The following is a 21,402-nucleotide window of genomic DNA, read 5'->3' on the forward strand; positions in this document are numbered from 1 at the left end:
ACCCGGCACCACGCTGGACGATTCCCTTGGGCGATAGATGCGGACGTTCCGTCGCCTAACTCCTCCCGCTCAGTGAAGGCAATTATCCCTGCCTTGTCGCAAAAGCTCTCATGCCCCGCAGACCGATGCCGATAAGCCCGTTTGTACGGCGCAAGAACCGCACCCGGAGAGCCTGTGCAACTGGATGATGAAGTCCGCGAATTTCTTATCGAATGCAACGAAAACCTGGTCAATCTGGATCAGGAGATCGTGCTTCTCGAGCAGAACCCCACCGAAACGAAATTGATCGACAGCGTCTTTCGCACTTTCCACACCATTAAAGGAACATGCGGTTTCTTTGGGTTCACAACCCTGGGAGGCCTGACCCATGTGGCTGAAAACCTCATCGACCAGATGCGCGCTGGCCAACGCATCCTGACGCCGGAGCTTGCGGCGCTGCTGCTGGAATCCGTCGACGCCATCAAGAAAATCATTGCTCTGATCGAAACCACGGGCGAAGAAGGTGCCGAGGCGCACGAAGCGCTGCGTACCCGTCTCATCGCGGCACTCGAAAACAAGATGCTTCCACCCGCCCGGCAGGAGACTGCCGAGCCTGTACCGCCACAGGCTGCAAGCGAACCCTTGCCTGGCAAGACAGCGGTCGTGCAGGATTCCACCATTCGCGTCGATGTCGGCCTGCTCGACAAGTTGATGAATCTTGTTGGCGAGCTTGTATTGGCGCGCAACCAACTTCTGCAAAGCGCCACGCGTCACGACGTGACCCTGCTGCGTACCGTGCAGCGCCTGAATGCGATCACCAGCGAGTTGCAAGAGGGCGTACTAAAGACTCGCATGCAGCCCATCGGCGTCATCTGGAACAAGCTGCCCCGCCTGGTACGCGACCTCTCAGCAGAGTGCTCCAAGCGCATCCGCATCGAGATGGAAGGTGCCGAAACCGAACTCGACAAAACCATCATCGAGGCCATCAAGGACCCACTCACACACATCGTGCGCAACGCCTGCGACCACGGCATCGAACAGCCCACGCAACGCGCCACCTCCGGCAAACCTGAAGAAGGGCTAGTAACACTTCGTGCCTACCATGAGGGCGGTCACGTCAACATCGAAATCTCAGACGATGGCAAAGGCCTCGATCCCGAAAAGATCAAGTCCCGCGCTATCGCCAAGGGTCTGCTCACGGCGGAACAAGCCGCCCCCATGAGCGAACGCGAAGCCATCAACCTTGTCTTTGCTCCCGGCTTCTCTACTGCTGAACAGATCACCAACATCTCCGGACGCGGTGTCGGCATGGACGTCGTCAAGACCAATATCCAGAAGATTGGCGGCATTGTCGACATCGGCAATCGTCCCGGCTCTCCGGGATCGCGCGTAAAAATCACCATCCCTCTTACGCTCGCCATCATTCCCGGCCTTGTTATCCGGGCAAGCGCACAGGACATCCAGCACCGTTTCATCATCCCGCAGGCGAATCTTCTGGAACTCGTGCGGCTTGATCTGAACGAAACCCGTGAAGGCGAATGCGCTGCCATTGAGTACGTCAATGGAACGCCTGTATACCGCCGTCGCGGACACCTTCTGCCACTCACGTATCTCAATCGCGTACTTGGCATGGAGGATCGCACCTTCCCTCGCGATCCGGTGATCAACATTGTCGTGTTGCAGGCGGAAGGTCGTCCCTTCGGGCTGATCGTCGATGGCATTTTTGACACGCAGGAGATCGTGGTAAAGCCGTTGGGCAAACGTCTGAAAGGCCTCAGTTCCTATTTAGGCGCCACCATCATGGGTGACGGTCACGTTGCGCTGATCCTCGATATCCCTGGTCTCGCGCACCTTGCTGGCATGGCTTCGCAAGCACGCGAAGTACGCAAGCTCGACACAACCAGCCAGACATCCGCGGAGACACGGGAAAGCTTCCTCATCTTCCGCGCTGGCACCTTCAGCCGTGTTGCCGTTCCGCTCACGATGGTCTCGCGCCTGGAGCAAATCGAAGCGCGCAGCATCGAGCACGCTGCTGGTCATCCCGTGCTGCACTATCGCGGACAGATCCTTACGCTGGTCGAGCTCAGTTCCCTGCTTGACCCCACGGCATTCCGCGTCGAGCGTCCTCCATCCGTCACCACGCAAGTGATTGTGCTCGGACAGGGCGAGAAACGCCTTGGCATCCTCGTCGACCAGATCGTCGACATCGTGGAAGAAGCGATCACCTTCCGCACATCCACGATCCGTAAAGGTCTTCGCGGCTCCGTGATTCTTGGCACCACCGTCACCGATCTACTCGATGCGGAAGGCCTCCTCGCGCAGGCAAACCAGCCACTTTGTATGGATGCGGCCAATGAAAACGACGACACCACGCTGAAGAGGATCGCCTGATGAAACTGATGCAAGAATGCCGCGTTACTCGCGGCGACTCCCTGCAGTACGCAACATTTCACGTAGGCGATCTCTTCTTTGGCATTGAGGCCATTCGGGTACAGGAGGTGATTCGCCGGCAGGAAATGACTCCTATTCCGCTGGCTCCCCCAGCCATTCGTGGCCTTATCAATCTGCGCGGCCAAATTGTAACGGCCATCGACACGCGCTCAACGCTGGGCCTGCCCGCAGCAAGCTCTGCCGAACCGCAGATGAACATCATCATCAGCGCCGAAGACGGCGCCATCAGTCTTCTGGTGGATGCGATCGGCGATGTCCTTGAAGTACCGCTGGCTAGCTACGCGCCCATTCCCGACAACGTTCCACCCCGGCAGCGCGACAAGATCGCTGGCATCTACAAACTGGCTGATCGGCTGATGCTGTTGCTCAACATCGACAAGATTCTCGAAACCGCCTGTCACGAGACCAATTAATCACGGAGAAACGATCATGGCTTCTACAACCCGCATTCCCAATCTCAACGGCCGGACGCCTGTGGTCGTTACAACGCGTACCGTCAAAGAGCCCTCCACAAAGAACGGCGAGCTGCAAGCCGCTTTTGATGCCATCGGCCGCTCGCAGGCTGTTGTGGAGTTCGAGATGGACGGCACCATCACACATGCCAACGCGAACTTCCTGCTGTGGACCGGCTATCGTCTTGATGAAATTGTTGGCAAGCATCACAGCATGTTTGTCGATCCCAGCGAGGTCAAGAGCGCCGAGTACACGAGTCTGTGGGCCGGCTTGAATCGTGGCGAAACACAAACCTCTGTCTTTCGCCGTTTCGGCAAACATGGGCAGGAGTTCTGGATGCAGGGCTGCTACATGCCCATTTTCGACACCAATGGAAATCCATTCAAAGTCATCAAGGTCGCACTCGATGTGACCGAAGCAGCACTCCGGAACACAAGCTATCGATCCCAGGTGGAAGCGGTCAGCCGCACACAGGCCGTCATCGAGTTCGAACTGGACGGCACGATCGTGACCGCTAACGACAACTTCCTGGGAGCAATGGGTACACGCTGGCCGAGCTCAAAGGCAAGCATCACCGCACGTTCATGGATAAGGACGAAGTGCAGTTGCCTGCCTATCGTGAGTTCTGGGCGGCGCTGGCTCGCGGTGAATATCAGAGCGGCGAATACAAGCGCTTCGGCAAGGGCAACCGCGAAGTCTGGATCTATGGCTCGTACAACCCCATCTTCGATGCCAATGGGAAGCCCGTCAAAGTCATCAAGTTCGCTACTGAGATTACGGCAACCGTACAGGCGCGACTCGCGCATGAAGCTCACCAGGAGACAGAGCGCCAGCGCGCCGTCGAACTTCGGCAGAAGGTCGAAGGCATTCTCGAAGTCGTTCGCTCTGCCCGCGATGGCGACCTGACACGCACCATCGATGTTGAAGGTGACGACACGATCAGCCAGATGGGCATTGCGTTGCGCGACTTCTTCGGTGACCTTCGCCAGCGCATCACTGCCATCACCCGTGCTGCGGATTCGCTCAGTTCATCGTCGCAGGAGCTCTCCGTTATCAGTGAACAGATGGCCTCCAATGCGGAAGAAACTGCAACACAGGCTTCGGTCGTCTCCACGGCTTCAGATGAAGTATCGCGCAATGTCACGGTAGTTGCCGCAGGCTCCGAAGAGATGCAGGCCTCCATCCGCGAAATCTCGAAGTCCGCCAATGAAAGCGCCCGCGTTGCACACAACGCCGTAACGGCTGCCAACGCAACCAACCAGACCATCGCCAAACTTGGGCAATCTTCGCTTGAAATCGGCAAAGTCGTAAAGGTCATCACGTCCATCGCCCAGCAGACCAACCTGCTGGCTCTCAACGCAACGATTGAAGCAGCGCGTGCCGGTGAAGCTGGCAAGGGCTTTGCCGTTGTGGCCAACGAAGTGAAAGAGCTGGCAAAAGAAACTGCGAAGGCAACCGAAGAAATCGGCCAGAAGATCGAGGCGATCCAGGGAGATACTTCAAGCGCGGTGCAGGCGATTGAAGAGATCACACAGATCATCAATCAGATCAACGATGTCTCCAACACGATCGCCTCGGCTGTTGAAGAGCAGACTGCAACCACCAATGAGATTGGCCGCAACGTATCGGACGCCTCACGCGGCGTGAGTGAGATTGCCGTCAACATCGCTGGCGTGGCAGCAGCGGCACAATCCACAACCACCGGCGCTTCGGGAACACAAGGTGCCGCGCGCCAGCTCCACGGCATGGCCAGCGAGCTTCAGGGACTCGTCTCCCGCTTCACCGTGTAATCGCTGGGTGCGTGTCCCTGTCTTCATTCGACAAGGACACGCACCCAGCTGTTGCTTCCCGGAAAGGAAATGTTCAGTGTCTGCACACGCGCATGCAACCACTTCATACGCACGTAATAAAATCCGCGTCCTCGTAATCGATGACTCCGTAGTGGTGCGCCGCCTGGTCGCAAAGGCTCTGGCCCTGGATGAGGAGTTCGAGGTTGTTGGTACGGCATCCAGCGCAGAATCCGCACTGGAGCGCCTTCCCCATCTGCAACCGGATGTCATCACGCTCGACATACACATGGCCGGCATGACCGGCCTCGAACTTCTTCCCATTCTCCGCGAGCGTTTTCCTCGATTGCATGTGCTTATCCTCTCCAGCTCCAGCGAAGGCAGTGCCGCAGTCACCATGGACGCCCTATTTCGCGGTGCCACCGGCTTCCTGCTCAAGCCGTTCGGAGACACATCACTCGATGACTCCGTGGATCGACTGCAAGAAGAACTGAGTGCCAACATCAAGCAGCTCTTTCGGCGCACACCAATGCGTTCTTCCCCTCCAGTACCGAAACCCCCTCGCCCGGAACTCGTCCGAAACACAGCCAGCCAACGCCGCGACATTCTTGCCATCGGCGTCTCAACAGGTGGGCCAACTGCACTCGCTCGCGTCATCGAAACGCTTCCTCCCAACTTCGCGTTGCCTATCGTCATCGTGCAACACATGCCGCCCGTTTTCACCAGGCTGCTTGCAGATCGCATCCGTGCCACCACGGGATTCAACATCGTCGAAGGCGTTGATGGCATGATGCTGGAACCGGGCAAAGCCATCCTCGCTCCCGGCGACTTCCACATGCGCGTGGCGCGTACAGCCGACGGTAGCACGCGCATCAAGCTCGATCAGGGACCGCAGGAATGTTCCTGCCGCCCCGCAGTAGACGTTCTTTTCGCTCCGTTGCCGAACTCTACGGAGGCAATGTCATCGCTACCATCCTTACCGGCATGGGACAGGACGGTCTGCGCGGCGCCACCGAACTAACACGCCTGGGCGCGCACCTCATTGCCCAGGATGAAGCCACCTCCGTCGTATGGGGTATGCCTGGCGCTGTCGCCAACGCCGGCATCACCAGCGAAGTCCTCCCGCTCGACAACATCGCTGCCGCTATCGCACAACAGGTGAGAAACCGCTAATGCCACAGGCCAGTACCATGCCATCCTCCATCTCGCCCGACAGCTATGCCTTTCTGCAGCGCTGGATCCATATCTCCTCAGGTATCGTGCTCGATGCGCACAAGAGTTACCTGTTGGAATCGCGCCTCGCACCCGTCATCGAGCGTGAAGGCATGCGTTCTATCGACGATCTCTGCATGCATCTACGCCAAGGCACACCCGGTCTCTCGCGCAAAGTGGTCGAAGCCATGACAACGCATGAGACGCTCTTCTTTCGCGACACAACACCGTTTGAGATTCTGCGTAAGACAATCGTGCCGCAGCTTCTTGTCACCCGACCCCGCGGACACAAAATCAATATCTGGTCGGCCGCTGCCTCCTCCGGGCAGGAAGCCTATTCGCTGGCCATGATCCTGATCGAATGTGGCGTCGCGCCTGGCGAAGTCTCCATCCTCGGCACAGACCTCAGCGAAAAGGTTCTGGAACGTGCTCGGCTTGCGACCTATGGGAAATTCGAAGTAAGCCGCGGCCTTCCCGCCGACTATCTCGCACGCTACTTCCAGCTTCATCACGATGCCAACGGACTCCCCGAATATCAACTGCGCGACATCATCCGACAAATGGTCCGCTTTGAGCCGCTCGACCTCCGTGCTAATTTTCGAGGACGCGGGCCATTCGACATCATCTTCTGCCGCAATGTGCTCATCTACTTCGACACAAAAACCAAGGAAGATATCCTGCGCGAAATGCGCAGCGTGATGTCCCGCGGCAGCTTCCTGCTGCTCGGCGCTGCAGAGACCATAGGATCCGTCGAAGGCTTTCAACGGGTGCACATGGATGATGCGATCGCCTATGTCAGCAAGTAACTCAAGGCACATCACCACTTGCCGATAAAACAATCAGATACCAAGGAGATCTTCCTCATGGAAGTCCTCGTCGTCGACGACAGCAAGACCATGCGCATGCTCGTGCAGCGCGCCATCCGCCAGGCAGGGTTCAGTGGCCTCACCTTCATCGAAGCCGAAAATGGAGCGCGCGCGCTGGAGGCGCTTTCCTCCAGCAAGCCCAGCCTCATCCTTTCCGACTGGAACATGCCGGAGATGACCGGCATCCAGTTCCTCCAGAATGTACGCGCCTCCGGCATCAATATCCCCTTCGGATTCATCACCTCAGAAGGCTCCAAAGAGATCCTCGACACGGCCACGGCTGCCGGCGCGAACTTCCTCATCACCAAACCCTTCACGTCAGACGATGTCCAGGCCTCGCTTAGCCCATTCGTAGGAGCCTGACCATGGATGTTTCTGCCTTTGCTCTTTCACACCTGCTTTCGGATCTCGTCGGACGTAAGGTCCAGGTCGTCGAGGCCGATTTCGAAGGCGACACCAAGGCATCCAGCGTTGGTACGTACGCCGTGCAGCCGGAAGGGTCGACCATCGTGATGAAGATCGACACCCTTCTGCTGGGCTCTCTCGGAGGTGCGCTCGCCGGGCTACCGGAAGCGCTCGTCAAACAGCAGGTGTCGAGTGGCATTGACGAGATGCTGCGCGATGCGATGCATGAGATCCTCAACGTCACCTCCTCGGCGCTCACGACGGAGGGCCGTGCCGTGCTGAAGAGCATGATGACCGAAAAACCACAGGTGGACGCTGCCTCGCGCGAAGCTTTCGGCCGTTCGCACACACGCGTCTATTACAGCGCAACGATCAGCGGCTATCCCGGCGGCAGCATCGCCCTGTACGCCTTCGGCTAGAGCGCATTCGCAGCTTTCCCTCGACTAGCCGGTTTCCTCGGCAGAGATGCTGGCGTTATTGCCAGGCACAAGTATTCTGAATGCATGAAGGACTTCTATATTGCCGACGCGGCATCGCATGAAAATGCCGTGGTGACCTCTTACTTCCTGCTGTCGCAGATGTCTGCGCGCGATAAGAAAGGTGGCGGCCAATATCTTGCGCTAACGCTGAGCGATCGAACCGGCAGCTTCGACGCGCGCATGTGGGAGGAGTTCGCAGAAGCGCTCGCCACCTGCACCGCAGGCTGCTATGTGAAGGCCCAGGGCCGCATCGAACGCTACAACAGCCGGTTCCAGATCAACCTTCAAAAAATGCGTCTGGCCACCGAAGAAGAGATCGACATCACCGACTTTCAGCCCGCCACGCAATACGACGTAGATGCGTTGTGGACAGAGTTAAATGGCTATGTGGAGGCCTTCCGCAATCCGTGGCTGCAGCAACTGGTGCGCAGCTTTCTGGATGACCCTGAACTTGGCCCGGCCTTCCGCTCCGCACCTGCCGCAAAGGTGCTGCATCATGCCTGGATCGGTGGTCTGCTGGAACACGTGGTCTTTCTGCTGCGCCTCTGCGCACGTGTAGCGCCGCAATATGCCGATGAAGTCGACCCGGATCTGCTGATGACGGGCGCCATCCTGCATGACTTTGGCAAGGTCCGTGAACTGGCATGGAAGTCCAGCTTTTCATACACCACAGAAGGCCAGCTGCTGGGTCACATCACCATCGCCATCCGCATGTTGCAGGAAAAGATCGCTGCCATTCCTGGCTTCCCGGACCGTCTGCGCATTCTGGTGGAGCACATGATCCTGTCGCATCATGGCAAGTTTGAGTTCGGTTCGCCGAAGCTTCCCATGACACCAGAAGCTCTTGTCTTCAGTGCCATCGACGATCTGGAAGCGAAAATGCAAAACATGCGCGCCGAATTTTCCAGAGCGGTGGAAAGCGGCAAGCAGCCCGACGAAGTCACCGACTTCTCGCGCTCCATGGAACGCCCTCTGCTTAACTCAAAGGCATACCTGGAACGGACTTAATCTGTCTCCTGCAATATCGTTGGTAGGATAGATCGATTCCGAAGATTCGAGGAACAGACCGTTGCAGCGAGGCTTGTCAATCTTCCTGGATGTCCTGCGGTTCTCCGCGGCACTTATCGTCGTGCTGGGACACTTCACGCAGTATTACTTCAGCCAGGGATGGCCTGACCTTACGGTCTATGCGCTATGCGCAGTCTCAGTCTTTTTTGTTCTGTCTGGATTTGTCATCGCCTTTGTGGTGAAGACCAAAGAACGCCGTCCGCGTGATTATGCCATTGCTCGTATCTCACGCCTCTACTCGGTTCTGGTGCCGGCGATTGTACTGAGCGGGCTGGTGTTGCTGATAGGTGTGCGTCTTGATCCTGGCTATATGGCTACGTGGACTGGGGCCGGGGCAAGTCTTGGTTTTTTAGCACCCCACCCGCTGCTGCGATTCGCAGCGCAAAGTTTGCTGTCACTTTTATTTCTGAACAGCATCCACAATCACGAGGCATTTCCGGCGATGAACAGCCCGGTGTGGTCCCTTGGTTATGAAGCGGCCTACTATGCCGTGTTTGGAATTGCCCTGTTCAGCCGCGGGTGGAAACGCATTGGACTGATCGTTGCCTGGTGCCTGTTGATGGGAGATGGAATTATCCGTCTGCTGCCAGTATGGCTGCTTGGCGTGGGCCTCTTTTACCTGGTTAACCGAATGCGTTCCACGAAACGGGACCAAAATGCAGGCATAGCATGCCTGGTTCTACTAGCGATTTCGATAGTCTGCTGGCACTGGGTCTTCTTGTGGGAACAGCAGCCGCATGGATATTGGGTTGACGCGGTCATGCATGGCAAGGACCGGGCTCAAATGGCTTACCTGTTTTATTACTGGGGCATCATGACAGCACTGGCTATTTATGCAGCTGCCGCACTGGAACCACTGCTTGCTCGCATACTTACTCCGGCAGAGAAGGCTATCCGCTGGTGTGCGGACCTTACATTTTCTCTCTACCTGTTTCACTTTCCTCTGCTCGTCGCCGTCTATGTACTGACGCACTACAATCGCAGCTCCGTGACAGCACAGGCGGGCGCGCTGTCCGCAACGCTGATCGGATGCTGGGCGCTCTCTTACATCAGCGAGCACAGGAAATACTGGTGGCGACAACAAGTACGACGCATCGCGGATACATGGAAACACGCTGAACCTTCCATATAAGTCGCTCTAGCCCTTGCCGGTCACATCACACCTCAGTGAGGATTTGCTGGCGAAGGCTGCGTCGCAGGTTGCTGCGGCGTGTTGTCGTCGTTGTGTTTGCCGAGACCGAACATCTTCTGGAAGAAGTTGCGGTGCTGTGGCTGTCCGTCCGGCCCCACCGCAGGCTGCGATCCATTCGCGGGTTGCGATCCGTTGTTGATGCCACCGCCATTCACACTGGTTCCCGCGGTATCGCTGTTTGTGCCAAAGAGGCTGTCCATCAGACCCGAACCATCGCCCATGTGACTGCAGGAGTTGTGCGGCTGCGTACCGTCGAGAAAGGCCATCGTCGCAGTCTTTCCGGAGCAGGTTCCGTCCGCAATCTGATTCGTGCTGAGATCAATGGGGTAATTGGTTACGCCCGCGGGCGGTGCAGCGAAGGGTTTCATATCGCTGTACTGCGGCAGCTTGATCGCGCGCTTCATAAACTCCGCCCAGATGGGCGCAGCCGTATCCGCACCCTGCACCTTCTTGGTCAGGTTGTCTGAGATATCGGTGTAGTCATCATTGCCAATCCACACGATGCAAAGCAGGTTTGATGAATAACCAGCGAACCACACATCGTGCGATGTACCTGTCTTTCCAGCAGCCGGTGCCGTAAAGCCCAATCCGCGAACGCCTGCTGCAGTGCCGCGTGTCATCACACCTTCCATGAGTGATTGCGTAAGGTAGGCAGCCTTCGGATCCAGCACCTGCCGCGCTTCCGGTGTGAAGTCGGCCACAATATCGCCCTTGTCATTACGCACGCTGGCCAGCAGCCACGGATTCAGATGCACGCCACCATTGGCAAACACTGTATAAACACCCGCCATATCCATCGGCGTGGCACTATACGTTCCGATCGCCACCGAAGGCGTAGGTCGCGCAGAAGCGATACCGGCGGAGCGCGCCATCGCAGCAACATTCTCATAGCCCGCGCGCTGCGCCAGGGAGATCGTTGCAATGTTTAGCGAGTGCTCCAACGCAGTCGCAGCGGTCACCATGCCGGGATATTCGCCGCGCTCAAAGTTGCCGGGTGTATAGGAGCGCCCGCCCATGCCAAAATCCTGCGGATCATCATTCAGCGGCGTAAGTGCCGTAAAGGTTCCACTATCACCCAGCGGCTGCCCACTTACGCTCTGCGAAAACGCTGTTGCATAGACCAGCGGCTTGAAGATGGATCCGGTCGGTCGGCTTGACTGCGCATGGTTCAGCTGCGAGAGACCATAGTTGCGTCCGCCCACCAACGCCAACACCTGGCCTGTGTGCGGATCCAGTGCAACAAGAGACACCTGCGGATACTTGATCGGTGCATCGCCTTTGTGGCGCTTGCGGATCATCTCGTCAATGCGTGGCATCATCTCCGCCACGGCTTCCGCTGCGGCCTTCTGCAACTCAGGATCGAGCGATGTGTAGATGCGAAGTGTTCCACTGTTCGTCTGATCGCCAAGACGCTGCTGCAACTGGTCATGCACCAGATCGACAAAGTATGGCGCTTCGCTGGCATCCACATTCTGTGTCGCAAGACGAATCGGTTCTGCTTCGGCGCGCTCTTCCTGTGAAGGGGTTAGCGCTCCTGTTTCAATCATCGAACGCAACACAATGTTGCGGCGTTCCAGCGCGCGTTCCGGATGACGGAACGGATTGAAGTAATTGGGCCGCTGAATAATGCCAGCCAGCAGCGCGCATTCAGCCACATCCAACTGCCGCAGGTCCTTGCCGAAGTATGCCTGCGAAGCCTCACCAAATCCGTTGACCGCAAACGATCCGCGCTGGCCCAGGTTGATCTGGTTCGCATACATCTCAAAAATCTGCTGCTTGTTAAAGCGCGACTCCAACTGCAACGTGATCATGATTTCGATCAGCTTGCGCTTCAGGTGTTTCTCAGGCGACAGGAAGAAGCCACGCGCCAACTGCTGTGTCAGTGTGGAACCACCACAGGAAAAATGCTGACTCAGAGCATCCTGCACACCGCATTTTATGAGACGTCCAAAGTTCAGGCCGTTGTGCTCGAAAAACTTGCGGTCTTCAATCGCAGTAACAGCCTGCACCAGCTGTTTCGGAATCTGGTTGTACGTCACCAGCCTGCGCTTGATGCGGTTCTTATCTTCGCTCAGGCCGGTGATGAGTTGCGGCTCCAATTCATACGCACGCAGCGCCACACCATTCTCAGCGGTAATGCTCTGCACCGTGCCGCCGCTGGTGTTGATGGTGGCGCCGTCCGTGTTGTGGAACGAAGCTGGCCCCGGCTTGATGGAGATGCTGTCGCCGAAAACCTTGAAGGTGCCCAGTTGTGTATTCGAGTTATAACCGGCGCGATGCAGGTCCTGCGCAATGGATGTCGCGGTCATACCCTGGCCCGGTCGAATCTCACGCGGCGCAGCATAAATCTGCGCCGTGGAAGAGAAGAGCGGCCCATTGTTCAGCCGGTCGTCCACAACCTTCTGATAGTGGTTGTAGTAATAGCCGAAAATCATGGCGCCAAGCAGAAGGCACGCCAGCGCCACGATCAGAAGCGCCATTACGGCGCGCTTCCACAAAGGATGATTCGTGCCATGATGCACAGGAATGCCCTCGTGATCGTAGCGCTTGCCACCGAGCTTAAGCTTGACCGCCAATCGTCCTCCCCTGCTACTTCCTTGCTTTTGGACGTATTTCGTCCCGCTTAGGCTTGCTTGCGCGCTGCCTTCAACGCAGTAACGACATCGGCAACCGCGACATCTTCGGTCCGTCCCTGAAGGCGGTCCACCAGCTCCACAAAACCCTCTGCAAGACGCTTGCCGATGGTCACGCGATACGGCACACCGATCAGGTCCGCATCCTTGAACTTCACACCCGCGGAACCGTCACGATCATCCAGCAGAACATCAAATCCCGCAGCTTCCAGATCAGAAGCAATCTTCTCGCCCGCCTCTGCCAGCGCCGCATCCGTCTGCTTCGTCACCGTCACCACCACTTCAAACGGCGCAATCGACGCAGGCAGAACGTAGCTCCATTCGCCCTTGTCATTCTTACCCAGCTTCGCGGCAGACTGCTCAATCGCAGCGGTCAGAATGCGCTCAATGCCAATGCCATATGAGCCCATGATGGGTGTGGTTTCCTTGCCGTTGCGATCCAGAACGCGCGCGCCCATGCTCTCGCTGTACCTGTAACCCAGCTTGAAGATGTGGCCAATCTCCACAGCCTTGCCCAGACGCAGCGCAATGCCTGCAACCGGATCAGCTTCACCCTCGTTGATGTTGCGCACGTCGGCGATGACCGTTGCAGTGAAGTCTCGCCCCGGCGTCACGTTGCGGAGGTGGTATTCCTCCTTGTTCGCACCCGCGATCAGATTCGCACGGCCTTCCAGGGCGACGTCCAGCACCACCATGATGCCCTTGTCGTCGCCTGCCTTTGCCGCAACCACGCCGATCGGTCCAAGGTAGCCCGCAGGAGCGTTAAAGGTAGCCTCAATCTCCTCAGGAACCATGGGACGCAACTCGGCGCCAGCCACCAATGCGCCCAGCTTGGCCTCGTTCAACTGATGATCGCCACGCAGGAAGACCACAAGCGAACGCGTCTTCACGTTGCCCCTGGCGTCCGCAGGCCATGTGGCCATATAGGCCATGGTCTTGATCTGGTGAATCTTCTCCACCTTCAGGAACGCGCCCACTTCATCGATGGTGCGCTGGCCCGGCGTATGCACCAGCTCGGGCGCGCCTGCCGTAGCTTCCAGATCGGCAACAGCTTCCAGCTTCGACGTTGCCTTTTCAATGTTCGCGGCGTAAACAACTTCGCCAGCTTTGTTACGAGCCGAAGCAATCCAGTCTTCACCGGCCTCGGTGTAGACCATGAACTCCTGCGACTGCGATCCTCCCATCGCGCCCGAATCCGCCTCAACTCCGACGAACTCCAGACCGCAGCGCGTAAAGATGCGGCGATACGCTGCGTCGTGCAGGTCATAGCTGTGATCCAGCCCAGCCTGATCAATGTCGAACGAATACGCGTCCTTCATGGTGAACTGACGCACGCGCAGAAGGCCCGATTTCGGGCGCGGCTCGTCGCGGAACTTCGTCTGAATCTGATACCAGATCTGCGGCAACTGCTTGTAGCTGCGGATCTCGTTGCGCGCGATGGAGGTCATAATCTCCTCGTGCGTCATGCCTAGGCACAGATCCGCACCCTTGCGATCTTTCAGGCGGAACATATTGTCGCCCATGCCCGTCCAGCGACCGCTCTCTTCCCAGATTTCACGCGGGTTCAGCGCCGGCAGGAAGAACTCCTGCGCAATCTTGTCCATTTCTTCGCGCACAATGGCGTTGATCTTGTTGATGGAGCGCGTAGCCAGCGGCAGGTAGCTGTAGATGCCAGCGCCAAGCTGGCGAACGTAACCTGCACGAAGCAGAATCTGGTGGCTTGCCACCTCGGCGTCCGCGGGAGCTTCGCGGAGTGTGGGAATAAACAGTCTGGACCAGCGTTGCATTGCGTTTTGTGTGCTTTCTGCGCCGCAAAAAGAGCGCGGCAAAGTGTCCTTCCATTCTACCGGCTCACCCTGCCCGATTCGCGCCACCCCAAGAATCCTCTGCATCGGTACACTGGTACAGATCATCTGTATTTGCTGAGGTCTCTGTCGAAATGCGAAATGCCCTGGTGGGTGGAATCATTGTCGTGGTCGTCGTTGTGCTGGTCTGGGCCGGCATTCACAACGTAAAGGCGCGCCACGCTGCGGAAGCCGACGCAAAGAATCACCAAATGAACATCACCGTGGACAAGCCCGGTGCTTCGGCGTCGATGGATTCGCCCATCGCGGACCTCCGCGGCAAGCCCGCAGCCATTTTCACCCTGACCAGCAACACCGGCAAGCGCATTTCTCTGAATGACTACAAGGGCAAGCCCGTTCTGTTGAACTTCTGGGCCACCTGGTGCACCCCCTGCAAGGTGGAGATGCCGTGGTTTGAGGAATTCCAGAAGAAGTACGCCGCGCAGGGTCTGCAGGTGGTCGGCATCAACGAAGATGAAGACGCCAAGAGCCCCGAGATTCAGGCGCAGATCAAGAAGGTGCTGGAAAACACCGGCGTCGACTACACCATCCTGATGAGCGACAGCAAGGTGGGCGAGGCCTACGGCGGCCTGGATGTTCTGCCCGCAACCTTCTTCATCGACCGCAACGGCAAGATCGTCGCGCAAGCCATCGGTCTCGCTCCCAAGGAAGAGGCCGAAGCCAATATCCAGAAGATTCTGGGAGGGAGCTAAGACCGTGAAGATGCGTTCCATCACAACCGGATTGAATGCACTCCGCTTGGCAGCAGCGCTGATCGGGCTTTTGCTTGTTGGTCTGAAAACCTCGTATGCACAGAGAATGAACGTGGGCCAGCCCACCGCAGTAAAGAAAGGCCATGTCGATTTCATCGCAGACGGCCAATCCATCGCAGCGAATCAGCCTGCAACCGTGAAGCTGCACTTTCGCGTGGACCCTGGGTTTCACATCAACTCGCATAGCCCAAAGAGCGATGTCCTGATCCCCACGCGGCTCACCGTTGCCATGCTGCCCGGTGATCCAGAAGTCACCAACGTCGACTTCCCTGCTGGCGAGCCATTCTCCTTCGCCTTTGAACCCAAGCAGAAGCTGGACGTGTATCAGGGCGACGTCGTTCTGACGGCGCACCTGAAGGCAAAGCCCGGTCCGCACACGCTCAAAGCCGAGCTGTACTACCAGGCCTGCGATCATGCCGCCTGCTATCCGCCGAAGAAGTTGTCCATCGAACAGCCGTACACCGCGAAGTAATCTACTTTAGCGGCAGGCCTTTCAACCACTGAAGCACGGCTGCGGATAACTCGATACGCTTGTCAGAGTAGGCATGATCCGTCGCAAAATGCACTGAGGTCACCGCCGCATCGCCATCCTTGCGCGCGGCCTCAGCCAGCGCATCATCCATTCCGGCCAGACCATCGTCTGATGTGACATTCAGCAGGGGCCGCGTGGAGAGTGCCTTGGCATTGGCAAGAAAGCGCCACTGCGCCGCGTGATCCAGCGTCTCCTGCGCCAGCGCATCCGGCGATGTGCCACTCAGCGGCGCCATCCCCTCCGCAGCAAGGCTTTCGCTGATCCGCTTATGCGCGACGGCTTCTGCCTGCTTCGGAAGATGTTCCGGGACTCTCCCTCCAAGATCCGCTGCCGAAATCAGGCCCACTGCAATGATGTTGGGGTCCGCTGCACCAGCCTGCACCGCGGCAAAGCCTCCCGCACTGTGTCCGAGTAACACGATATGTTTGCTGTCCGCACGCAGCTTTCGAGCATTGGCAGGGTCGCGCACATAGGTCACAGCAGAAGCAACGTCTTCCACCACATGCGTAAACGAATAATCTCCCGGTGAGCCCCACGCACCGCGGTAGTGGAAGAACACCACATCCCATCCGGCGCGGCGCATATCCTGGGCCAGATCAAGATTCTGTTCGTTGCCCGGAAAGCCGTGCAACAGCACGACCACCGGATGCGGGCCAGCGCCCTCCGCAACATACACGAGTCCATTCATCAGGGAGCCGTGGCTGGGAATCTGAATGGTTTCCATCGCGGCGCGATTCTGATGCGGTGCCGCCGATTGAGACAACGCCACAAGGGATACACCGCAAAACATCATAGCGACAGCAGCGCTGCGCGAAAGAAACATGCTCATAGTCGTTTTCCTGGGTGGAATATGCACTTCCACCAGCCTCTCGCCCCGCGGTCTTCCGGTCAAGAAAATCCTGTAAGCACGGGCCCGGTTGCCATGTGCTTTTCGTATGTTTGTTCCTGTAGGCTTCCGCCGTGGCCTATTCCACCGAACAACTTGCGCTCTATCGCCGCATCTCTTTGCGCGTGGCGCCGCTGGCGCTGCTGCTGTACCTGGTCGCATTTCTTGATCGCGTAAACGTCAGCTTCGCCGCGCTCACCATGAACCACGACCTCGGCATCTCCGAGACCACCTACGGTCTTGCTGCGGGCGTCTTCTTCCTGGGCTACATGGTGCTGGCCATCCCCAGCAACTACATGATCGTAAAAGTCGGAGCACCGCGCTGGGTCGCGCTACTGATGATCACGTGGGGCATTGTCGGCTGCGCCACCGCCTTTGTTCATGGCGCACCGGCATACATCACACTGCGTTTCCTGCTTGGCGCAGCAGAATCCGGCTTCCTGCCCGGCCTGGTCTATTACCTGACGCGATGGCTCCCCGGGAAGGCTCGCGCCGGGATACTTGCCCTGCTGTATCTGGCCATTCCGCTGTCCAGTGTCATCGGTTCGCCGATCTCTGCGGCGCTGCTGCGCATGAACGGCATGGGTGGCCTGCATGGATGGCAGTGGCTCTTTCTGCTGGAAGCAATACCCGCCATCGTTCTGGGATGTGCGGTGCCCTGGCTGCTCGATGACGGGCCGCATACGGCCACATGGCTCAGTGACGAAGATAAGCAGATGCTCCGTCAGAGCATAGAAGAAGAGGCCTCTGTCACCCTTCACGCGACAGGTTCGGAACGAGCGCCGATGGGCCTGCTGGCGTTGCTGGCCGCCACCTACTTCATGCTGATGATCGGCCTCTACGAACTCGGCTTCTGGACACCGCGATTGATTGCAAGCCACGGTGTCAGCCTGCGGTGGCTGGGCTGGCTGAACGCACTGCCCTATGCCGTGGGAGCGGTCACACTGCTGCCGTGGTGCCGTTGGTCTGACCGCATCGCCTCGCGCGGTGGTGGTCGCCAGTGGATACTCGCAGCGTCGTTTCTCTCCGGCTGTGCAGGCTTTGTGTTGACTGCACTTGCACCATCGCTGCCAGTCCTGCTGGTCGCCATCTCCATCGCAGCGTTCGGCGTGTACGTCTCCATGCCCGTCTTCTGGGCGGGAGTCAGCCAGCGTGTATCACCTGCCGTCGTGGCCTTTGCGATTGCCCTGATCAATTCCATCGGCAATATCGGCGGCTTCCTTGGCCCGTATGCCACTGGCTGGCTTCTCGACCGCACACACAGCTATGCCGTGGGACTTACCTGCACCGCAGCAGCATTGTTCATTGGCACCGTGCTGGTTTTGCTGGCGTTTCGCAAAAACACCAATGCATCAACGCTTTCATAAATACATAGTACGAAGGAACCCGATGGCTTCTCTGACATTGGAAACGACACAGCAACAGCCAACGAACGCAGAACCTGCAAAGGTCAACCCACCGCGACGAAACATTGCCGTGGATGCCTACCGTGGCCTTGTAATGCTGTTGATGATGGGTGAAGTGTTGCGCTTCAACGCCGTCTCCCGAGCCTATCCCGGCAGCCGATTCTGGCAGATCCTCGCTTACAACCAGAGCCACGTGGAGTGGGCAGGCATGTCGCTGCACGACACCATCCAGCCGGGCTTCACATTCCTTGTCGGTGTCGCACTTCCCTATTCGATTGCTAGTCGTGTCCGTAGAAGCGAAAGCTTTCCGCGCATGATGCTGCACACACTGTGGCGCGCAATTCTTCTCATAGCGCTTGGCATCTTTCTTCGCTCCACGCACAGCGCGATGACGAACTTTACCTTTGAGGACACGCTCACACAGATCGGCCTGGGATATCCAATCGCCTTCCTGCTTGCCTTCGCACGCCCCCGTTGGCAATGGACAGCACTGGGTGTGATTCTTCTCGGCTATTGGGCGGCATGGGCGCTGTATCCGCTTCCGGGCGCAGACTTCAATTACGCATCCGTCGGCATCCCCGCAGACTGGCATCACAACTTCACAGGCTTCCTTGCTCACTGGAATAAGAACAGCAACCTGGGGCAAGCCTTCGATGTCTGGTTCCTGAACCTATTCCCACGAGAACATCCGTTCCTCTTTAACAGCGGCGGTTACTTGACCCTCAGCTTCATTCCCACACTCGGAACCATGCTGCTGGGTCTTGCCTGCGGGCGCTGGATTAAGGCTGCTGAACCGGGTGTCCCCATGCGACGCATGTTGCAGGCAGCAGCCATTCTCATTGCCGCTGGACTACTGCTTCACTTCAGCCACATCTGCCCCATCGTCAAACGCATCTGGACACCGGCATGGACGCTGTTCAGCGGAGGCGTCTGCTTCCTCTTCCTCGCTGCACTCACATGGCTCATTGAAGTGAAACAGTTTCGCCGATGGGCCTTCCCACTTACGGTGGTCGGCATGAACTCCATCGCCGCTTACCTGATGGCACACCTGTGGGAGAAGTTCATCAGCAGCAGCTTCCAGATCCACCTTGGCCTGCGGCCGTTTCTGATCTTTGGCGCCGTGCTCGAACCACTGATGATGGGCATTGCTGTAATGGTGGTGTACTGGCTGATTCTCTACTGGATGTTCCAGCGAAAACTTTTCCTGCGAATCTGACACATTCTTCCTATGTATCTGATCTGCAGAGAAATGCAAAACACTCGTCCACGGTCATTCTGAGCGAAGCGAAGAATCCCGATGCTGTTTCATCCCGCACAGCAGCATCAGAGTTTCTTGCTAGAAATCTTTGAGCCTTGCCTGCTGAAGCGAGGCATCGTGGGGATTCTTCGCTACGCTCAGAATGACAACGCAGTCCATCCTTCCCAAGCCAATATGTCGAATAGAAGTAGAAAGCCCACTCCGAGGAGTGGGCTTTCGTGTTCGTGATACTTGCAGATTACGCCGGAGAAGGACGGCCTTCACCGAAGCCCGGCGCGCGGCCTGATTCCGGTTTGATGACCTTCTGCGTATCGCCACCACCGGGTTCGGCATAGGCAAGAGCAGACTTCATCGGCGGCAGATCTTTGCCCGCGATGATCAGCTTGATCTCCTCGGCATCCAGCGTCTCACGCTCCAGCAGAAGCTGGCTCATGCGATGCATGATGTCGTGGTTGGTATCCAGCACGTTATAGGCGTGGCTGTAAGCCTCATCCATGAACCGCCTCACCTCGGCGTCGATGGCCTGCGCCGTCGAATCGGAGAAGTCGCGGTGCTGCTGGATCTCGCGACCCAGGAAAATTTCGCCGCCTTCCTTCTTGCCGTAGGTCATGGGGCCCATCTTGGACATGCCGTACTCGCAGACCATCTTGCGTGCCAGTTCCGTGGCGCGCTCAATGTCGTTGCCCGCCCCCGTGGTCATCTCCTTCAGGAAGATTTCCTCGGCGCAGCGCCCGCCCATCATCATGGCCAGGCGAGCCTGCAGATAGCCCTTGGTGACAGTGTGCTGATCCTCTTCCGGCAGGTACACCGTGACACCCAGCGCCATACCGCGCGGAATGATGGTGACCTTGTGCAGCGGATCACTGTTCTCCGTCAGCGCAGAGACGAGGGTATGGCCGGCTTCGTGGTACGCCGTCACCTTCTTCTCCTGGTCGGAAAGCAACATGCTCTTGCGCTCCGCACCCATCAGGACCTTGTCCTTGGCGACTTCAAAGTCGAACATGTGCACGGCCTTGCGATTGTGACGCGCCGCCGTAAGAGCAGCCTCATTCACCATGTTCGCCAGGTCAGCACCGCTGAAGCCTGGTGTGCCACGAGCGAGGATGTTCAGGTTCACGTCGTCGGCCATGGGAACCTTCTTCGCGTGGACCTTGAGGACTTCCTCGCGGCCACGGATGTCCGGGCGATCCACGATGACGCGGCGGTCGAAACGACCGGGACGCAGCAGCGCAGGATCCAGAACATCAGGACGGTTCGTCGCGGCAATCAGGATGACGCCTTCGTTCGATTCGAAGCCATCCATCTCAACAAGGAGTTGGTTCAACGTCTGCTCGCGCTCGTCGTGTCCGCCGCCGAGGCCAGCGCCACGGTGACGACCGACTGCGTCGATTTCATCGATGAAGATGATGCACGGAGCGTTCTTCTTGCCCTGCTCAAACAGGTCGCGCACACGCGATGCACCCACGCCGACGAACATCTCCACAAAGTCCGAACCGGAGATGGAGAAGAACGGCACGTTCGCCTCGCCTGCAACCGCGCGAGCCAGCAGGGTTTTACCGGTTCCGGGAGGTCCGACGAGCAGCACGCCCTTGGGGATGCGGCCGCCCAGCTTCTGGAACTTCTGCGCTTCACGCAGGAATTCAATGATTTCCTTCAGCTCTTCCTTGGCTTCATCCACGCCAGCCACGTCCTTGAACGTGACCTTCTTCTGCTGCAACGAAAGCAGGCGTGCGCGGCTTTTGCCAAAGCTGAGAGCCTTGTTTCCGCCCGACTGCATCTGCCGCAGGAAGAACAGGAAAACACCAAGAATCAGCATCATGGGCAGGAACTGCACCAGCGCCGCAAACCAGAATGAGTTCGACTGGTCCTTGATGGTGACATTCACGCCCTTGTCGTGCAGGTTGGTGTAGAGGTCCGGGTAGTTTGCCGGGATGGTCGTGTGGAAGGACTCCTTCGAGTCCTTGAACTTGCCGGTGACGTCAGTTCCGTTGACCGTAACCTCGGCGACGCGGCCTTTATCGGCGTAGTCCTGCAACTGCGTGAGGCTAATGGCCGAATCGTGACCGCCGGTGGCGCTGTGCATGACGAACTGCCAGACGGAGATGACACAAGCAATCATCAGCACCCAGATCAGGACGGTCTTTACAGTGGAATTCAACGTTAGGTTCCCTTCTTTTC

The 21,402-nt window shown here is 57.9% G+C and carries 16 protein-coding genes and 2 pseudogenes; 14 read left to right on the forward strand and 4 right to left on the reverse strand.

Translation table 11 applies throughout. From position 1 onward, the window contains the following. Positions 1–174 precede the first annotated feature (174 nt). The 10 genes and pseudogenes from AB6729_RS07370 (at position 175) to AB6729_RS07415 (ending at position 9,832) form a co-directional block, all read left to right on the forward strand. Positions 175–2,370, forward strand: coding sequence for a chemotaxis protein CheW (locus AB6729_RS07370; RefSeq protein WP_371080933.1), 2,196 nt, complete (start codon positions 175–177; stop codon positions 2,368–2,370). Continuing rightward, positions 2,370–2,843: a chemotaxis protein CheW gene (locus AB6729_RS07375; protein WP_371080934.1), complete on the forward strand. Its 474-nt coding sequence runs from the start codon at positions 2,370–2,372 to the stop codon at positions 2,841–2,843. Before AB6729_RS07370 ends, AB6729_RS07375 begins: the two co-directional genes overlap by 1 nt. Positions 2,844–2,859: 16 nt before the next feature. Beyond that, positions 2,860–3,291: pseudogene (locus AB6729_RS07380) on the forward strand (PAS domain-containing protein); the annotation flags it as partial. 140 nt (positions 3,292–3,431) lie between these two features. Further along, positions 3,432–4,673, forward strand: a complete 1,242-nt coding sequence (locus AB6729_RS07385; protein ID WP_371081203.1) for a PAS domain-containing methyl-accepting chemotaxis protein — start codon at positions 3,432–3,434, stop codon at positions 4,671–4,673. Positions 4,674–4,749: 76 nt separating this feature from the next. After that, positions 4,750–5,843 (forward strand): annotated as a pseudogene (gene cheB, locus AB6729_RS07390) (chemotaxis-specific protein-glutamate methyltransferase CheB). Then, complete coding sequence (locus AB6729_RS07395) at positions 5,843–6,688, forward strand: protein-glutamate O-methyltransferase CheR (RefSeq protein ID WP_371080935.1); 846 nt, start codon at positions 5,843–5,845, stop codon at positions 6,686–6,688. The pseudogene cheB and the gene AB6729_RS07395 overlap by 1 nt, the downstream one beginning before the upstream one ends. Positions 6,689–6,745: 57 nt before the next feature. Further along, entirely contained in the window at positions 6,746–7,111 is a 366-nt protein-coding gene (locus tag AB6729_RS07400; protein ID WP_371080936.1) for a response regulator, read from the forward strand. Positions 7,112–7,113: 2 nt separating this feature from the next. Continuing rightward, positions 7,114–7,572: a hypothetical protein gene (locus AB6729_RS07405; RefSeq protein WP_371080937.1), complete on the forward strand. Its 459-nt coding sequence runs from the start codon at positions 7,114–7,116 to the stop codon at positions 7,570–7,572. A gap of 84 nt (positions 7,573–7,656) precedes the next feature. Further along, a complete protein-coding gene (locus AB6729_RS07410) occupies positions 7,657–8,640 on the forward strand; it encodes a 3'-5' exoribonuclease YhaM family protein (RefSeq protein WP_371080938.1) in 984 nt (327 codons plus the stop codon). A gap of 73 nt (positions 8,641–8,713) precedes the next feature. Continuing rightward, complete coding sequence (locus AB6729_RS07415) at positions 8,714–9,832, forward strand: acyltransferase family protein (protein ID WP_371080939.1); 1,119 nt, start codon at positions 8,714–8,716, stop codon at positions 9,830–9,832. A gap of 32 nt (positions 9,833–9,864) precedes the next feature. On the opposite strand, the gene AB6729_RS07420 is transcribed toward AB6729_RS07415, so the two are convergent. Both AB6729_RS07420 and AB6729_RS07425 read right to left on the reverse strand, forming a co-directional pair. After that, complete coding sequence (locus AB6729_RS07420) at positions 9,865–12,468, reverse strand: transglycosylase domain-containing protein (RefSeq protein WP_371080940.1); 2,604 nt, start codon at positions 12,466–12,468, stop codon at positions 9,865–9,867. Positions 12,469–12,515: 47 nt separating this feature from the next. Then, positions 12,516–14,312 carry a proline--tRNA ligase gene (locus AB6729_RS07425; RefSeq protein ID WP_371080941.1) on the reverse strand — a complete coding sequence of 599 codons (1,797 nt, stop codon included), beginning with the start codon at positions 14,310–14,312 and terminating at the stop codon, positions 12,516–12,518. A gap of 152 nt (positions 14,313–14,464) precedes the next feature. Here AB6729_RS07425 and AB6729_RS07430 point away from each other — a divergent pair, with 152 nt between their 5' ends. Then, positions 14,465–15,082 carry a TlpA family protein disulfide reductase gene (locus AB6729_RS07430; protein ID WP_371080942.1) on the forward strand — a complete coding sequence of 206 codons (618 nt, stop codon included), beginning with the start codon at positions 14,465–14,467 and terminating at the stop codon, positions 15,080–15,082. 10 nt (positions 15,083–15,092) lie between these two features. Further along, positions 15,093–15,614, forward strand: a complete 522-nt coding sequence (locus AB6729_RS07435; RefSeq protein WP_371081204.1) for a protein-disulfide reductase DsbD N-terminal domain-containing protein — start codon at positions 15,093–15,095, stop codon at positions 15,612–15,614. 1 nt (position 15,615) lies between these two features. Here AB6729_RS07435 and AB6729_RS07440 read toward each other — a convergent pair whose 3' ends face one another. Further along, positions 15,616–16,503, reverse strand: a complete 888-nt coding sequence (locus AB6729_RS07440) for an alpha/beta hydrolase family protein (protein ID WP_371080943.1) — start codon at positions 16,501–16,503, stop codon at positions 15,616–15,618. A 131-nt stretch (positions 16,504–16,634) separates the two neighbouring features. Here AB6729_RS07440 and AB6729_RS07445 point away from each other — a divergent pair, with 131 nt between their 5' ends. Both AB6729_RS07445 and AB6729_RS07450 read left to right on the forward strand, forming a co-directional pair. Beyond that, complete coding sequence (locus AB6729_RS07445) at positions 16,635–17,927, forward strand: MFS transporter (RefSeq protein ID WP_371080944.1); 1,293 nt, start codon at positions 16,635–16,637, stop codon at positions 17,925–17,927. Between the two features lie 22 nt (positions 17,928–17,949). Continuing rightward, complete coding sequence (locus AB6729_RS07450) at positions 17,950–19,182, forward strand: acyltransferase family protein (RefSeq protein ID WP_371080945.1); 1,233 nt, start codon at positions 17,950–17,952, stop codon at positions 19,180–19,182. 280 nt (positions 19,183–19,462) lie between these two features. On the opposite strand, the gene ftsH is transcribed toward AB6729_RS07450, so the two are convergent. Further along, positions 19,463–21,382, reverse strand: coding sequence for an ATP-dependent zinc metalloprotease FtsH (gene ftsH / locus AB6729_RS07455; RefSeq protein ID WP_371080946.1), 1,920 nt, complete (start codon positions 21,380–21,382; stop codon positions 19,463–19,465). Positions 21,383–21,402: the final 20 nt, after the last annotated feature.

The organism is Terriglobus sp. RCC_193 (genome assembly GCF_041355105.1).
Lineage (GTDB): Bacteria > Acidobacteriota > Terriglobia > Terriglobales > Acidobacteriaceae > Terriglobus.